Here is a 15,826-nt window from a genome sequence, read left to right on the forward strand (position 1 = left end):
GCAGCCGCTCGGCGGTCGATTCCATGGACGAAGTCTCGCTTTGCGCAGCAGCGCCATCGCCGGAGGCTGCCTTTCGGAAACGTTCCCGTTGGAGGCGTCCCCGCTCCGGTCGGGCCCGCCTCCGAAGGACGGGGCAAGGGTGAGCTGCACATCTCACGTCGCCTGTGCCGTTGCGGGCCGCGGTTTCCGAGTGCGCGAACTGTCAACAGTGGATGCAAGAGCTCCGAGCGCATGGGCCCCATCCATGCGCGAGTCATCCTCTCGAGCCACCTTGAAAGAACGAATCGCCCCGGGGCTCTCGGGTCGGCTCCCCTCGACGGACAAGCGGTCTCGACTTGCAAGACGACCCCGGATCGGCTTGGGAAGGCACCTTCGAGGGCTTGGGCCGGGCTCGGGAAGGCGCCGGCCAGGGGCGAAGCCGCGGAAGCGGAGCAGAGCCCCGGCTCCGGAAAGCACGGCCGAGATATCCCGTTCATTATCCCCGGTGGCGACCACCCGGGCTCGGAACTCGCGCGCGCTCCTCTACCGCGCCGGGGCACGGGTCCCGCTGCCGCGAAGGGTCTTGCGCTTTCGCGGACCCGCGCCTTCGCCTTGACAATCTGGGGGCTTTGGGCGTAGTTGGACCCGGTTTGTTCGACAACCCGAGACACATCCCGACGACCTATGAAAATCCCGATTCGGCACCTTGCCTGGCTGGTGGCCTGCCCTGCGCTGACCCTCTCCGCGGCCAACATTGCTTTCGTGAGTTTCCACCCCGCTGACGATCAACCAGATGGCAGTGCCGCGAACGCAGGTTTCACCAACGCCCCGGATGCCGGCTACACCCGGTTGCTCCGGGCCAACGGACATAATGTCACCCGCTTGGTTACCATCGACAGTGCGGATGCGAATCCGGATTTCATCGCGGCCCTCGAGACGAACGATTTAATCATCATCAGCCGCTCCGTTCCCAGTGGCCACTACCAGCAGGCCAACGAAACGGCCTTTTGGAACGGTCTGACCAAGCCGGTGATGATCCTCGGCGGTTACATCATCCGCGGCGGCACCGGCGGAGGGTCGCGACTGGGCCTGACCACGGGCGAGACCATGGTGGATACCACCAGTTCCAACGTCTATTTGCGCGCCGTGATTCCTTCCCACCCGATCTTCCAGGGGATCGCGTTGGATCCCAACGGTGTCATGGTGAACCCCTATGCCCGTCGAATGACGCACACGAACGCCACCTCCGGTGCCACCGCCCTTCAGAACGGCATTTCCGTGAACAACAACCCTCTCATTGCCGGGGGCGCCCAAATCGCCGTGGTCGGGACCACGGGCGACCCTGCCAACAATGGCACGATCATCGCGGAATTTGCCCAGGGTCTGACCTCGGGGAACGGCCGGTCCGAGGTTCTGGGAGCCAAACGGTTGGTGTTCCTGACCGGCAGCCGCGAAGCCGGCGGAGTGCCGGCGAATGGTGCGGGCATCTATGACCTGCTGCCCGAGGGAGAACGCCTCTTTCTCAATGCCGTCAATTATCTACTGGCAGGTGCGCCCCCTATCGTGAGCGTCAACCCGCCCTTCGGAACCAACCTTTACGTGGGAGAGCCCTGGACGTTCACCGCGCAAGCAACAGGCAGCGATCCCATCACCTTTCAGTGGTACAAGAACGGTCAACTGTTGCAGGGACAGAACCAGCCGGCCCTGGTGTTCGCCGCCCTCACTGCAGAGGACGCCGGTGACTACCAGGTCGTGGCCTCCAACCCGGCCGGCAGCGCCACCAGTGCCGTGGCCCGATTGGAACTGGCGGTTCTGCCCCCGCCGAACATCACCAACTCCCTCATTGCCTACTGGCCGCTCGATACGTTGTTGGGCACCAAGACTCCCGACCTGGTCAGCGGCTACGACATGACGGCCGTGAACATGGTCGCCACCAACGTGGTGGGCGGTCGTTGGGGCAACGCCTTCTTGTTCAACGGCACATCGACGGGCTTGGAACGCATCCACAACCCGGGCGACGACCTGCCGATCTACAACCATCCCAATTTCACGGTGTCCCTTTGGGTGAGTGGGCTTCCTCAGACGGATCGGCGTGTGTTCTCCGAGGGCTCGCTCACCAACAACAACCCGCTCTTCAACATCGGCACGCACAACGCCGGCGCGGATGGCACGGTGGACATCTACATCCGCAGCGACGGAGGCGGCACCGTCGGCGATCACCGGCACTCGGTGGCCTGGGCTTTCGACGGGAACTGGCACCACATCGCCTACGTCCAGCGGCAGGTCGCCCCCGGGATCATGCGAGCCCAACTGTACGTGGACGGCGTGTTGGATCCGGTCGAGATCACACCGGTGCGGCCCCTGACCGCGATGGCCACTTCCATCGGCATGATCCGCCGCGCTTCGGCGTCTGCATTCTTCGCCGGCATGATCGACGAGGTGGCCGTATGGAATCGGGCCCTGACCCCGGAGGAGATTCAGATTCTGCAACAAACCTACATCACGAATCCACCAACCCGCCTGTTGCCGCTGGTCATTACGCGGTTCCGCACCGATTTGCCCGCCGTGGTTCGCGGGGGCACGACCACCCTGCGCTGGGAAGTCAGCAAGGATGCCACGCAAATCGAGATCGCGCCCTTGGGGGACGTCACTGCCGAGACGACCGCCGGCTCGGGCACTCGATCACTGACCTTGACCGAACCGATGACCCTTGTGCTGACCGTCCGCCGGGGCAACGACAGCCTCTCCGCCACGACCTCGGTCGCCGTGGTTGAGAACGTCGCCAGTGGCTGGGACGTTTTGGATACGTTCGATCAGTATGCGCCCGGCCCGCTGGGACCGCAGGGCTACTGGAACGATGCCACCGGCAACTCCGGCCAGGTCATTGCCACCAACGGTCACATGGCCCTGCGGACCCCGAGTGGCAACAGCGTCGGTTTCCTGAATCTGCGGAACCTTTCGGTTCAGCCGGGGCAGGCCCGGACGCTCTTCTTCCGCGTCATTGCCGGTGAGCCCAATGCGACCGGGATCACCAATGTGGTGGCGCTGACCGACAAGAGCATGCGCAATTACGGCGACGCCTTCTTTAATCTCGGGCCCGCGGTCTATCTGACGGCCTTCACCAATGACGTCATGGGGTTCTTCACCAATGCCTGGTACATTGGCGCCCGCAACGGATGGATCGGCGGGAACGCCAGTCCGCCCCCCGATTTTGCCCAGCAACCGTTGGAGCCGGGCGTGGTGTACAACGTGTGGATCAACGTCACCAACGCCGTGGAGGCCGATGGTTACTTCGACACCTTCAGCGTGTACATCCAGAAGGAAGGTGCCTCGGAGCGAACGCTTCTGTTCCAGGATTACATGAGCGATCGGGATCCCTACTACGTGGATCCGGTGCTCGGCGGCATGCTGCCGGTGATGGACAAGCTGGTGGTGTTGGGCAACAGCGCCAGCTTCAGCGCCATCTTCGACGACTTCTACCTGAGCCGCGATGGCTACAATGCGACGGTTCCCAAACCCTATCAGTTTGCCCCGGCCGAACCGGCCATCCTGTCGGTCCAGAAGGTTGGCAATCAAATCGAGCTCCGCTGGACGCGCGGCACTCTGCAACACGCGCCGGCAGTGACCGGTCCGTGGACCGACGTGCCGGGCAACCCCACCTCGCCGTGGCTGGTCACCCCCGCCGAGAGCAGCCGGTTCTACCGGACGCGCCAATAGGGTGGGAGCGACGCGGCGCCTTGAGACCCTCCACGCGGGCCGGAGCGCCCGCCCGAAGCTCCGGCCCGCTTTTTGAGGATTGCGAAAACCGCAATTTCGATCGAAGCTGAGGCATGGCGAAGCCGAAAAAGCCACACAAGGCACTCCTGTTAGGGGTGGGCCTGGATGACGACGGTCACCGCCGCCTGACGACCGGTCCCAACTTTGTGCTGGCGGGCGGTTCGCAGGAAACCCACGAGGCGATGACCGAGAAGGTCATCAAGATCAACGAGAAACTGGCCGCGAAGGGCAAAACCCTCGACACCGTCAGTCGCGAAGAGTTCGAGGACATCGCGCACGAAGTGGGGTTGAAGCGGATTGCCCCCGAGTCCAATTGAACGGGCCGCGGGTGGGGAGAGGATGGATTGCGGCAGACCCTCGCGGTACGGGTGCGCCGACTGATTCCGGGAACGCCACCTGAGCTTGCGGATCGGGTGCGGTCGTTGCCTTCCCATCCTGCTCTACCTCCTTAGCCGGTGGCTCACGCCGACAGGCCGGACCGCACAACGCATGCAGCGCACTTCTTGAGCGCTGGTGCTGCGCGGATCGTTTAAGCAGCCAGGAGGCGGCCAACCGTGCGACGGGTGCCACGGCTCAAGCGGTCACCCGCACTCGGACGTTTGCCCCGGCCACTGACGCAGCCGGCAACACTGGAACATCGACAGACGCCCGGAAAGCCCCCGCACTCGGGAGAATCGGGGAACTGTTCTCCGCCGCGCTTGGGCCCGAGAAGGACAAACCCGGCCCCTCGGCCGCACAGCGAATCGCCGGTCAGAGTCGAAAACTCGATGGTTTTGGGTCGGGATCCCCGGACCAGATGGCACCGTATCCACTTGGCTGCACGGCCCGGCGCCTGCTTCGGCGGACGGGGCGCGCCTCAGGGTTGGGTGACGTTGGTCCCTGTGGTGCTCGGCGATGGGGCAGTGGAGGCGCCGGACGTTACGGGCGCTCCGGGAGACCCGCCGGGGACCGTTGCGCTGGGAACCCCGGCCGGCGTTCCAGCGGGCGGCAGGCTGGGCGTACCCGGGAGAGCCTGTTGCGATTGGGTCTGGAGCTGCCGCTCGAACTCGCGGGTCGTCCGACGATGATGGGCGCTCTGCAACAGGCCCAACACAATCGCCAGCCCGAAAAACGTGGCGGCGGCATACTTGGTGATGCGGGTCAACACGGTGCCGGTGCCCGCGCCGAACAAGGCATCCGTGGCGGCACCGCCAAAGGCCACGCCGGCTCCCGCCTCTTTCTTGGGCAGCTGGATGAGCACCAACAGGATCAGGAACAGGCAGTCGAGCACCAGAATGAAGGTCAGCAAGCCAATCAAGAAGCCCATAACAATCCGTCAGATGGAGTTTTTGACAATGTCGGAGAAACTGCGCACTTCCAGCGATGCACCTCCCACCAGTGCGCCGTCCACATCCGGCAAACTCATCAGCTCGCGTGCATTGGACGGTTTCACGCTTCCACCATACTGGATGCGCACCCGGCGCGCCACCCCTTCGTCGTAGAGCTCTGCCAGCAGCCGTCGGATGAATGCGTGAGCCTCCTGGGCTTGTTCCGGGGTGGCATTGCGGCCGGTGCCGATGGCCCAGACCGGTTCGTACGCGATGATGGTTTCCAGCATTTGCTCCTTCGTCAGGCCCGCCAGGCTGCCGCGCACCTGGCGTTCCAACACCGCCTCGGTTCGCCCTTGTTCGCGTTCCTCCAGGGTTTCGCCGACGCAGATGATGGGTTTGATGGCCGCGGCATGGGCGGCCTGGGCCTTGCGCGCCACCAGGGCGTCGGTTTCGCCGTAGTAGGTGCGCCGCTCGGAGTGTCCCAGAATCACGTAACGCACGGAAAACTCCTTGAGCATGAACGCAGCAATTTCCCCGGTGTAGGCGCCGCCGGGATGCTCGTTCATGTTTTGGGCACCGAGCCGGAGGTTGGAATCCAGAATCACCTTGGAAACCTCGCACAGGGCGGTGAACGGTGGGCAGACCACGAGGTCCACCTCCTTCACATTCGCCAGTTCGAGCTTCAGGCCGCGGACGAGGTCCAGGGCCTCGGCCACGGTCTTGTTCATCTTCCAGTTGCCGGCGATGATGAGCTTGCGTTCCTTTTCCATGACGGTTTGCCCCTGCCTGTCCCTCTCGTGGCGTTTCAGGATGCCGCTCGATGCGGGTGAACCTGCGTTGCCGCTGCGGATTACGAGCCCGAGCCGCCGCTGGAGGGCTTGTCGCTCAGGGCGGCCACGCCGGGCAGTTCACGGCCTTCGAGGAACTCCAGGCTGGCGCCGCCGCCCGTGCTCATGAAGGTGACCTGGGAGGCCAGACCGGCCTTGTTGACGGCTTTGACGCTGTCGCCCCCGCCAATGATGCTGAGCGCACCCCGGGTTTGCGTGGCCTGGGCCACGGCGTGGGCGATGGCGTTGGTGCCGGCGGCAAACTGCGGATTCTCGAACAAGCCCATGGGCCCGTTCCAAAGAATGGTGCGGGCCCGGGCGATGACGTCGCTGTAAGCCTTGACAGTGGCGGGCCCGATGTCGAGTCCGGCGGCGTCCGGCGGACAGTTGGGGTCGGTGTTCACCCTCGGGTTTTGGTAGGCAATGACCGGCCGACCCTTCTTGTCCACCTGACCGGTTTCGACGGGCGTGGCCACCACATCATCCACCGGGAGCAGGAACTGGACCTTCCGCGCCGCAGCCTTGTCCAGGGCGGCCCGCGCCACGTCCACCTTGTCCGGTTCCACCAGCGATTTGCCGGTTTGGTAGCCCTGCGCCAACCGGAAGGTGTACGCCATCGCACCGCCGATGAGGAGGGTATCGGCCTTCTCCAGCAAGCGGTCGATCACCTTGATTTTGTCGGACACTTTGGCGCCCCCGAGGATCACCACGAAGGGGCGGGCCGGGTTCTCGAGTTCCTCGCCCAAAAACTTGAGCTCGCGTTCCATGAGCAAACCCGCGGCGCAAGGGCCGCCGCGCCGAGCGATGACCCGGGCCACCCCTTCGGTGGAGGCGTGAGCGCGATGGGCCGATCCGAAAGCGTCGTTGACGTACACCTCGGCCAGAGCCGCCAGCTTTTCGGCAAACGCGGGGTCGTTCTGCTCCTCCTCTGGATAGAATCGGACGTTCTCGAGCAGCAGGATGTCCCCATCCTTCAGAGCTGCCGCGGTTTGTTCCACCTTGGGCCCGATGCAATCATCCACAAAAGCCACCGGCCGACCGAGCAAATCGGCCAACCGCGCCGCCACCGGCCGCAGCGACATCGACGGTTCGCGTTTGCCCTTGGGTCGACCCAGATGCGAGGCCAGGATCAAACGCCCCCCCTGCTCCACCAGCAAGCGCAATGTCGGCAGCGTCTCACGGATGCGCGTGTCGTCCGTAATGACCATTTGCCCGTCCCGCTCCTCCAGCGGGACATTGTAATCCACCCGGACAAACACGCGTTTGCCGCGGACATTCAGATCGCGAACCGTCAGTTTGGCCATAAGACTTCCCTCGCTTCTAAATCCAGAGCGGCCAGCATAACTGACAACCAACCGGAGTCAAAAGGTTTTCCGTCGCTCCAAGGCAGCCCCGGGAGCAACGTTGGCCCTGCTGCCATGGCGGGGACCGGCGGCCTCCCGGCAGGTGGCAAGAGCCGGGCTCCGGGCCGACCACAACCGGGGGCCGCTGGCTTCCAAGGTGCGGTAGTTGAGCCTCCCGCGTTCGGGCAAAGTGCGACCGAGCCTCACACGGGGGTTCGATGCCCGGAACCGGTGGAGCATCGCTTGCGCACCATCCAACGCCGCATGGACCGCACTCGGAGAGGGTATCGGCCCGCGCTGCGGAGGAACAGCCCTCGGAGCACTCAAAAGACCCAGAGCCCCAGGCTCGCGGACCAGGAAGAGAACTCCAAGCCGGCCGGCGAAAAGCAAGCCGCGGACGCAAATCGAATCGCGGCGCGACGTGCGGGGCGCGGACGGCGCGGTCTCGGGCCGCAGATTCCAATCTGGTGGATCGCGGGCCTCCGAGCCCGCAGAACCGTCACAGGAAAAAGCCCACAGAACACGAAGAACACCCGGTAAGAAGACGCCGCACACGCGGAGCCCGAGGAGCCGGCGGATCCCGAGATCGATAGGGCAGGAGTTGCGTTCCGATCTGGGAGCGGGGCCAATGCGCGTCCCACAGTGCCTCGGGGGCATGCGGACCCCGCAGTATGATTTGTGCGGATTTTGGGGATTCTGTGGCACGTGAGGAAAGTCCTCTCAGGAGGCCGCTGGTCCTGAAGTCGAACCCCAGTCCAGGGACCCGGCGCTGAGGCACCGGGAGGCGCTGCTCGACATGGCAGGCGCGGTCCACAGCGTCCTCGCAACTTGAGTCCACAGACCCTCTTTCGCGGCAGCTCATAAAACACACAGGTTACTCAGAAAACCCATGATGAGCCGGAAGCCGGGCGCTCCGGCTTCGGGACGCTTTACAGGATGAGTTGGGGATTTGCTGGCTTTCGTGTGACTTGGCGAGGACCGCTTCACTGTGTTCTGTGTGCTCCGTGGGCTTGAAAAACCTGCATACTCTCGCCGGCCCAAACCGGGATTTGCGTGTTCTGCGGTCTGGAGCCTGGTCGAGGCCCGGAAACCCGCGCCTCGCCGGGGCGCGGCTGGGCAGCCACCGGCAAAGCTTGGGAGCGAGCCGACAAGGTGTGGGTGGGGCTGAGGTGGGGGGGGCGATGCGGGGCAATCCGGACCGGGTACAATCGAAGGTGCGGTCGGACTTCATGGCGCAGAGTCCTGGACCCGTGAGCTGGCCGCGTTTCAATCGAACCCGGGATCCGTGTGCCGGAGGAAACGCCGCTTTCCCTCAGCCTTCCCGTGCCGATGACGCCCGGCATTCCGCCGCGCTTTCCGGAGGTTCCAAAAACCTGAAATGGGCCGCCTTTGCTCCACGGCGGGGACGGGAAAACTTGTTCGGGTGGGGCGGTGGACGCACCGTGGGACGCGGACAACCGGCTGGTGCGGGGGATGAGCTACGGGACGAGCGACCGGACCGGTTGGCGTCGGGTGGACTGGGCGTACGATGCGTTGGGGCGGCGCATCCGGCAGACGAGCTACGTGATGAGGAACGGGGTCTGGGTGGTGAGGGAAGACCTGAAATCCGTCAGCGATCCGGTGCTTTTCGGCCGCCACGTGGTCGAGCTGAACGCGACGAACCACGGGCTGCTGCGCAGCTACGTGTGGGGCCTTGGCCTCAGCGAGACGCTGGATGGTGCCGGTGAGGTGGGTGGCCTGCTCTGGGTGCGGCTGGCCAGCAGTCCGGCCTCGGAAACGCATTTTGCGACCTACGACGGCAACGGCAATGTCTGGCAGTTGATCTCTGCTTCCAGCGGCACGGAGACGGCGCGGTACGATACGGCCCCTTCGCCGAGCCTCTCCGCCCGACCGGCCCGACGGCCAAGGAGAACCCGTTCCGGTTTTCGACCAAGCGGACGGACAACCCAACGGCCTCGGCGCTTTGCGACTACCGCCTCTATGACCCCGTCACCGGCCGATGGCTCAGCAGGGATCCCATCCACGAGATGGGTGGAAGCAACCTGTACCTCTTCGTATGCAACGGTTGCTTGGACAGGGTGGAGGTGGACGATCGGAGGCCGGGAGCTGCAATTGCCATTCCCGCAGGCTTATGAAGTGAAGCGCTCGTGGCTACCGCAACCTGCGTGCTTGCGTGGGAGCGCTTGCAATCCCCCAGGGTCAGCGGACGATCCACGAGATTGCGATGAGTGCGGACTCTGTGGCTGACGCTATTGCAAAAGGAATCGCCGAAGCCGCCAAGAGATGCGAACGGTGTATGCGTAGAAATAGGCGCGGTTTGCCTTGCCAGCCGCCCGCTGGCCCGATCGCCTGTCGTGTCGATCGTCCGCCATCGCGTCCGCCTCGAGGAATTCCGACGCCTCACGTGCACGTGCATGTAATGTTGCAGCGCTCGGCATATGCGAAGGGGGAACCTTGCAAGTCCTGCTCGTATGAGCTGGACATGGATCCTCCGGCTTGGGATTTACGGTCCGGAGCGTGTAACCCTGAAGGTTAGGGATTGGCTCCTTGACGACGACGGTATCGATGGCCATGGATAGGATCCCAGACGATTGTCGTGTTACTTCACATTATGCGGACACAGGTAGGCAAGTCCGGGAGGGCGACGAATGCTACCTTGACGGACACCCTGCGCGGGTCAAAAAAGTAATATTACCAGGATCTGCAGAGGCGATGGAGACGTATTGTGAAGAGACCGGGGGTTTGATGCTCGAATCTGCGGCCTGGGGGCTGGCCCTGATCCCATTTGGAGTGCTGGGCGTATTAACAGAAGCTCCTTTGGACGAGCCGAACCAAGAATAGCTCCTGGTCTTGGGTGGGATGTCAATGACGGTCACGATTGGTAGCGTGGGTCACAGCGCCACAGGGTGTGGTCAGATTGCACGGCGCCTTGGAAAGAGGCCGAATGGACAGTTGCTCTACAGAGGAATGGTTCCGGGGTTCCCTTTGTCCCAACAGACAGGTCAGAGTGCTCTCTGCTGGCTACTGCATCTGCCGCCGGTGGCACGTGGACGCGCAGCCCGAGGGGCTTTGCGCGCGAAGTTGCACTGCCAGTCTTCTGGAATTGAGATATGTCTGGTAAGACCCGAAAACCCACGTTGCAGGAAATCGACCTTGCATTGACCCAGGGCGATGAAGCGAGCGTTTGGAAGGCAGCGGAAGCGCTGGGAGAATCGCTGGGAGAATTATGCGGAGGCAAACCCCGAAATGATCTGGCCTTTGGTGGTTAAACATGGGTCAAGCGACAATGCAGAGGTTCGCGCTGCTATCGCCACATGTGTTTTGGAGCACATCCTCGAGTATCACTTCGAGCACTACTTTCCGATGGTCGAAGCCCATAGTGCGGAATGGCAACCGATGCTTTGCGGAGACGTTCCTGACGTGTTGGAAGTTCGGGCAAAGCGAAGAGCTTGGACGCTCGAAGCGTTGGGACGCGCTTGATGCTTACATACGCGAGCACCTGTGCTGACATCGAACGCCGGTAGGGAGCGGTGGTCGGGGGGAGGGTGTGAAGGAATTTGCGGGCGCTGACCGCGTTTTGCGGGTGGTTCCCAGGGAGCGGAGTGAGCTGTCTGGGTGCGAGCGGGCACAGGCAGATGGTGCGGCAAGCGGGAGCGCCGCGGCCTTGGATACAACTTGGCAGCGCGGAGACCTGTCGCCGGCAGTCGCTGCTTTGCCCCGACGCTTCACGGTCGTGGCGCGGCGCGGCTCGCAAGGTCCCGCCTACGGTGAGCGGTAGCGTTGGGTGCACCCGGGCCCAGTCCTTCGCGTGCGCCTCCAACGCCGTCAGCCAGCGCGTGGGCGGCAGGCTTGGCGACGGCAGCGTCTGGCTGTATGAACGTGGCCGACTGGACCAGGTCATTTCGGGCAAGAAATCCTGGGCCGACGGACCCCGGTGGCGGGGCCGCGGTTTAAGTATCGGCAGAAGGCGACGGGAACCGGCCAGGTGGCGAGGCTCCACCGCAGGGCGTGGGCCCTCGGAGCTCGCTGACAAGTTGCTCCGGCCAACGACCGAGCTGTTTATTTCTTGGCAGCGTCTGAGGGCGCCCGGCGAAACGTTGTATTTCATCTTGCTGAGAATTCTTCTTCAGAGAGGCGGGATCCAGTGTCCCCCGCTTGTGATGCGACAGGGCGTGTGCGCGCAGCTCAGGACGTGGCTCTTGTCCATGCTGCAGGCTGGGGGCTTGAAAGGCAGGAGGAGAGGCTCGGAGCACACCATTGCCCGGTGATTTCGAGGCGACCAACGGTATGGCTCGTCGGCTCCTGCGCTTCAGGATTGCCCGAATCCTTCACGTCCCCGGCTGTGCCGGACGATGGGCAACGCGGCGGTAGCAGAACCGGAGATCTGGATCGGCGTGGCTCCGAAGGCAGCGGAACGCCGGCGTCAGGGCAGGAGGCGGGCCCGGTAGAAACGGGCGGGGGCGTTGGAAGCCGTGGTGTCCACCCAATCGAACAGTCCGTCGGGCGAGCTGTTCGTGCGCAGGGGCGTCCAAGTGGCTGCCGGCAGCGCAGGGGCGGCTTCGATCACGTAGCGGGCCGAGGGCTGGCCCTGCACCCGGAGCCAGACGTGACCCCGTGGTGTGCGTTCCAGGAGCAGCAGGCGTGGCGCCACGGCCGGTGGGGCGGCCGCCACACGATAGTTGTCGAAGAGCATGTAATTGTCGCCGGGCTTGGCCGGGTCGTAATAAACCCAGACGGCGTCGATTTCGCCCAGGGTCAGCTCGGCGCCGGTGGTGGTGAGGGGCTGGTTGGTGGCGATCAGGCGACCTCCGAAGGTGGCGCTCCACCGGTTGGCGGCGAAGTCCATGTTCAGCACCAAGAGTTCCGGCACCCCATTCGTGAACTTTACGGAGGTGGTGACCCAGGCGCTGGTCCCGTCCAAACGGTAGGAAATGTCCTGGAAGTAATTGTCGAAGTCGATGGTCAACAGCCGGTTGGTTCGCAAATTGTAAACCTGCCACTGGAAATTGTCGTACTGGGCATTCGTGGCCGACGAGTCTTCGATGCTCATGAGCACCGAAAACTGCACGAGCGGCAATCCGCTCCGGACGGGGTCGAAACGCAGCGGCTGCCAGACGGCCGTCTGGCTTTCGTTGGTCTCCAGGGGTGGCCAGTAGCCGAGGTAGGCTTGCTGGCCCTCCCCCGGGAAGAAGCCGTTGACCAGGCCGTTCCCGCCGGTGCCTTCGCCCAGCCATCCGGCCTGACCGACCAGCGTGTAGGCGGTGTCGTAACCCTCGCTGGCTTCGAACCGTGTGAAATAAAGATTCGTGAATGCGCCAGCGGTTGCGGGCTCGAGGAGGGTTCCCAGGGCGGCCAGGATGAGCCAGTGCCTGGCGAAGATTCGGCGGAGGCGCCCGGAAGCTCGATTTGTTGGCAGGGGAGAGCCTCTCCCGGTCCGAGGCTCCCACGTCTCGGCTTTACAGCAAAGCGGGCAACGCATGCGTGTGGATGCAGACGAAGCGAGCGACAGGGCTCAGTTTGCAGTACGAGCTCGACCCGGCGCTTGGGCTGCCCGAGGGGACGCAGCCGGAGGCGGGCTCGGGGCGGGTACCGGTGCCGCGGGCGCTCGCAAGCTTGGGGCCGGGGCGGCCGCCGGGGGTGTCGGCCCGGGCCTGCTCATGGAAGGTGCTGCCGGCGCCGGGGCGGGTATGGGAGCTGGCGAGGGGCGGAACGCCGGCGTGGTCGGTGCGGGCCCGGGCGCCAAGGGGCTCGGCCGCGAGGGGACAGGGGTGATTTGCGGGTCCGACATGATCCGCGGAGAAGGATGCGGTGCCGGGGCTCGGAACCCCGGGGGCGCGGTGGGACGAAGGACCACAACGTTGGGAGATGAGTTCCGGGACGGTGCCGCCGCGGCGGGAGCCGGCGGAAGTCGCTGTGGCTGTGGAGACGGCCGGATGATGGGCGAACGCTCCAGTGCTGAACCTTCGGGTGCGCCGGCGGGTGGCTGTGTGGGACGTGTCCAGGTCGCGGTCGGCCCTGGGCGCGGGGCTGACTGAGCAGCGGGGCCGGGGCTCCTTCCGGGGCTCGTTGCTCCGTCCGCCGTCCGCGGATTGGCCCTTCCGATGACGGTTACGGTACTCCGTGGGCTGTCCGAAGCGCGCGGGAGCGGGCTGGGCGGGGCGATGGTGGCGGGCGCGGGTACCGAAGGAGCCTGCACCGTGGCCGGTGCCCGGGGTGCGGCGGAGGGTCGAGCCGGTGCGGGAGCCGAGGCGATGGGGCGGCCCGCGTCGGGCGCTGACTCCGGGGCGCGGAGCACGGGCCGCTGCTCCGGGTTCCGGGCCGCGTCTGCCGGGGCGCGCAGCGGGGAAGTGGCCGACCGCCCGCCAGCTCCGCGAAGTTCGGAGTCCCCGACCCGATTCGGTCGGTCCACGAGTCTGCCCGGCGTTGGAACTGCCAAGGCGTCCGGAGTGGGTGTGGCGGCTGCGGCCAGCTCCGGGGGACTGCTCGGGGACGGCGCCGGGCCGGGTCGCGAACCGGGCGCCCGGTCTGGCGGGATTTGGGGCCGCTCTGGGCCGGGAGCCAAGGGCGCCTCCAACGGAAGGCGGCGGGCGATCAACTCGCCCCGCACCGGGTCCAACCGCTCTCGAAGGTTTTCCAGGGTCCGCCCACTGGAGCGGCCCACCACCTCGGGACGGACCCGGATCGGTCGGACCTCCTGACCCGTGTGCTCGCGTACACGGTCGGGGCTGATCCCGGCATTGATGATGGTGTTGTTGTCGCCCACGATGATGTTGTTGACCTCGGTGGATTCCCGGGCCAATCGGCGACAATCCGTGTCACGCACACGGTGACGATGTGGGTGCCGGTCATGGAAATGGGTCCACGAAACAAACGTGAACCAACTCCAACTCACGCCGTAGCCGTAGGAGGTGTACGCGAATCCGACTCCGCTGATGCGTGCGTAAGGGGGCAGCGGTGCCCAGCCGCAGTAGGCCGGATGGTATCGCCAAGTGACCCAAGCCGGGCCCCAAACCGTGTCCGGCCACCAGAGCCAACCCCAACGCGGGTGAGCGAACCAGCGACCGTAGTGGAAAGCAGCCCACCCCCAGGTGTAGTCGGAGTGCCAATACCAACCCAGGTCTGTGTAAACCCAGCGGCCCCCGTGACAATAAGGTCTCCAGCCGGGTTGCAAAACCACGATGCTGGGTTGCCAGCAGTACCCGTAGCCGTCCACGTAAACCCATGTGCCGTAGGGCGCGAGCGAATCGTAAAAGTATTGGTAGGTGATGTTTGTGGTGGGAGCCTGCCCGGACGCGGCCGCCTCCGGCACTTGTGCCGAGGGGGCGTTGGTCGGTTCGGGTAGGGGTTGCGGTGCAGCCGCGGCAGGGACGATCGGGCCCTGGGCGGAGTCACCCAGGGGGGCAGCTGAGGTGTTTTGACCGTGCAGAGGCGGGAGTTGTCCCGCCAATTCCCGCAGACGCCGATCCTGCTCGATCATGGCGCGAATGACCTCGCTGGAAACCCCTAGGTCGTTGAGGAAGACAATCTGGTCGGCACCGAGGTTGAATGTGCTGGTGCTGTTGGTGACGAACGCGAGCATGACAGACTCGGAAACCCCGGCTTGAGCCAGTTTCACCAGCTCACGGGTGGCGGGGGAGAACTTGAGATCCGGCGGGACGGGCTTTACGGCACTGGCCGGTGCGGGCTCGGGCTTTTCCGGGGGATGCACGGCCGCACCTTCCTCCTCCCTGGCCATGGCTGCGTCTTCGGCCTGGGCGGGCCCTGCTTGGACGGGTTGGTTCGTGGCCGAGGCAGACGCAGGGGACGGCTCAGACTTTGCTCCGCTTTCAGAGGCGTGGGTGCACCCCGGAGCCATGGAGACGAGCAGCAGGCCGACAGCCCAAAGGCCTGCTGTTTGGATACGGATTCTCATAAGCCATCCCTAATCTAGTCCTGGTTCAACCGCTTTCCAGCGTTTGTGCGCTCCATCAGGTTTGACCCTCGGGTGCTGCACGGTATTCACGGGCCCCCTCGGGCCGGCGTCTCCCGGGGCGCCGTGGACAATGGAATCGAGAACCGACACGAATCCCGACCAAAAGGGACGGCCCGTGAGTTCCTGCATGGGCCAAAATGGCGCTTGTGGATGCGGCTCGTGGGCCTGGCTGGTCAGGTGATCTTGTAAACGGCTTCGATCTGGTGTGAGGTGTGATTTGCCCTTGGAGACTCTTTTCGTGGGGCAGGGCAGGCGGCAGGGGGCATGCTGCGCCAAGCGGGACAGCGCAGGGCACAGGGTCGTCCGCGTGGAAATACCCGGGTTGCGAGGTTTAGAGGAAAAAATCTCCTTTATTTTCCTGCTTGACGATCTCCAGTTGGCGTTTAGAGTCACAGCGCGATGCAGACCTGCGCCAGTCGTTGGCTACCTGCAAGGTTGACCCCGCCGGCTGCGGGCCGCATTCGAAACGGCTCGGACGAACTGGTAATCTCCCGTGGCACTGCACGGACAGAGTAGAGAGTTCGAACTGGAAGCCCTGGAGCCAAGGCTGCTGCTCTCTGCGGACTTGCTGGAGGCGGCGGGCTTCGGATGGGTTGCAGGGGGCCGCCCACACGATCC

At 64.7% G+C, this 15,826-nt stretch carries 9 protein-coding genes and 1 pseudogene; 5 read left to right on the forward strand and 5 right to left on the reverse strand.

Features of this window, described 5'->3' with window-relative positions; genetic code table 11:
* Window positions 1–663: 663 nt before the first annotated feature.
* Entirely contained in the window at window positions 664–3,696 is a 3,033-nt protein-coding gene (locus ACPDIT_RS11195) for a LamG-like jellyroll fold domain-containing protein (protein WP_423443515.1), read from the forward strand.
* Between the two features lie 113 nt (window positions 3,697–3,809).
* The gene (locus ACPDIT_RS11200; RefSeq protein WP_423443516.1) at window positions 3,810–4,073 is read left to right on the forward strand and encodes a hypothetical protein; all 264 of its coding nucleotides are present in this window, start codon (window positions 3,810–3,812) and stop codon (window positions 4,071–4,073) included.
* Between the two features lie 539 nt (window positions 4,074–4,612).
* Here the strand turns inward: ACPDIT_RS11200 and secG are convergent.
* The 3 genes from secG to ACPDIT_RS11215 form a co-directional block, all read right to left on the reverse strand.
* The gene (gene secG, locus ACPDIT_RS11205) at window positions 4,613–5,062 is read right to left on the reverse strand and encodes a preprotein translocase subunit SecG (RefSeq protein ID WP_423443518.1); all 450 of its coding nucleotides are present in this window, start codon (window positions 5,060–5,062) and stop codon (window positions 4,613–4,615) included.
* A gap of 9 nt (window positions 5,063–5,071) precedes the next feature.
* Window positions 5,072–5,836, reverse strand: a complete 765-nt coding sequence (gene tpiA / locus ACPDIT_RS11210) for a triose-phosphate isomerase (protein ID WP_423443520.1) — start codon at window positions 5,834–5,836, stop codon at window positions 5,072–5,074.
* A gap of 80 nt (window positions 5,837–5,916) precedes the next feature.
* Entirely contained in the window at window positions 5,917–7,197 is a 1,281-nt protein-coding gene (locus tag ACPDIT_RS11215; protein ID WP_423443522.1) for a phosphoglycerate kinase, read from the reverse strand.
* A 1,850-nt stretch (window positions 7,198–9,047) separates the two neighbouring features.
* Here ACPDIT_RS11215 and ACPDIT_RS11220 point away from each other — a divergent pair.
* Window positions 9,048–9,371 (forward strand): RHS repeat-associated core domain-containing protein, encoded by a 324-nt coding sequence (locus tag ACPDIT_RS11220; protein WP_423443820.1) that lies wholly within the window; start codon window positions 9,048–9,050, stop codon window positions 9,369–9,371.
* Between the two features lie 975 nt (window positions 9,372–10,346).
* On the forward strand, window positions 10,347–10,505 hold the full coding sequence (locus ACPDIT_RS11225) for a hypothetical protein (RefSeq protein WP_423443524.1): 159 nt from the start codon (window positions 10,347–10,349) through the stop codon (window positions 10,503–10,505).
* Window positions 10,506–11,659: 1,154 nt separating this feature from the next.
* Here the strand turns inward: ACPDIT_RS11225 and ACPDIT_RS11230 are convergent.
* Window positions 11,660–12,715 carry a hypothetical protein gene (locus ACPDIT_RS11230; protein WP_423443525.1) on the reverse strand — a complete coding sequence of 352 codons (1,056 nt, stop codon included), beginning with the start codon at window positions 12,713–12,715 and terminating at the stop codon, window positions 11,660–11,662.
* A gap of 33 nt (window positions 12,716–12,748) precedes the next feature.
* Window positions 12,749–14,971: a DUF6600 domain-containing protein gene (locus tag ACPDIT_RS11235; protein ID WP_423443527.1), complete on the reverse strand. Its 2,223-nt coding sequence runs from the start codon at window positions 14,969–14,971 to the stop codon at window positions 12,749–12,751.
* A 730-nt stretch (window positions 14,972–15,701) separates the two neighbouring features.
* Here ACPDIT_RS11235 and ACPDIT_RS11240 point away from each other — a divergent pair.
* Window positions 15,702–15,785, forward strand: a pseudogene (locus ACPDIT_RS11240) (LEPR-XLL domain-containing protein); the annotation flags it as partial.
* Window positions 15,786–15,826 lie beyond the last annotated feature (41 nt).

Source organism: Limisphaera sp. VF-2 (assembly GCF_049537125.1).
Taxonomy (GTDB): Bacteria; Verrucomicrobiota; Verrucomicrobiia; order Limisphaerales; family Limisphaeraceae; genus Limisphaera.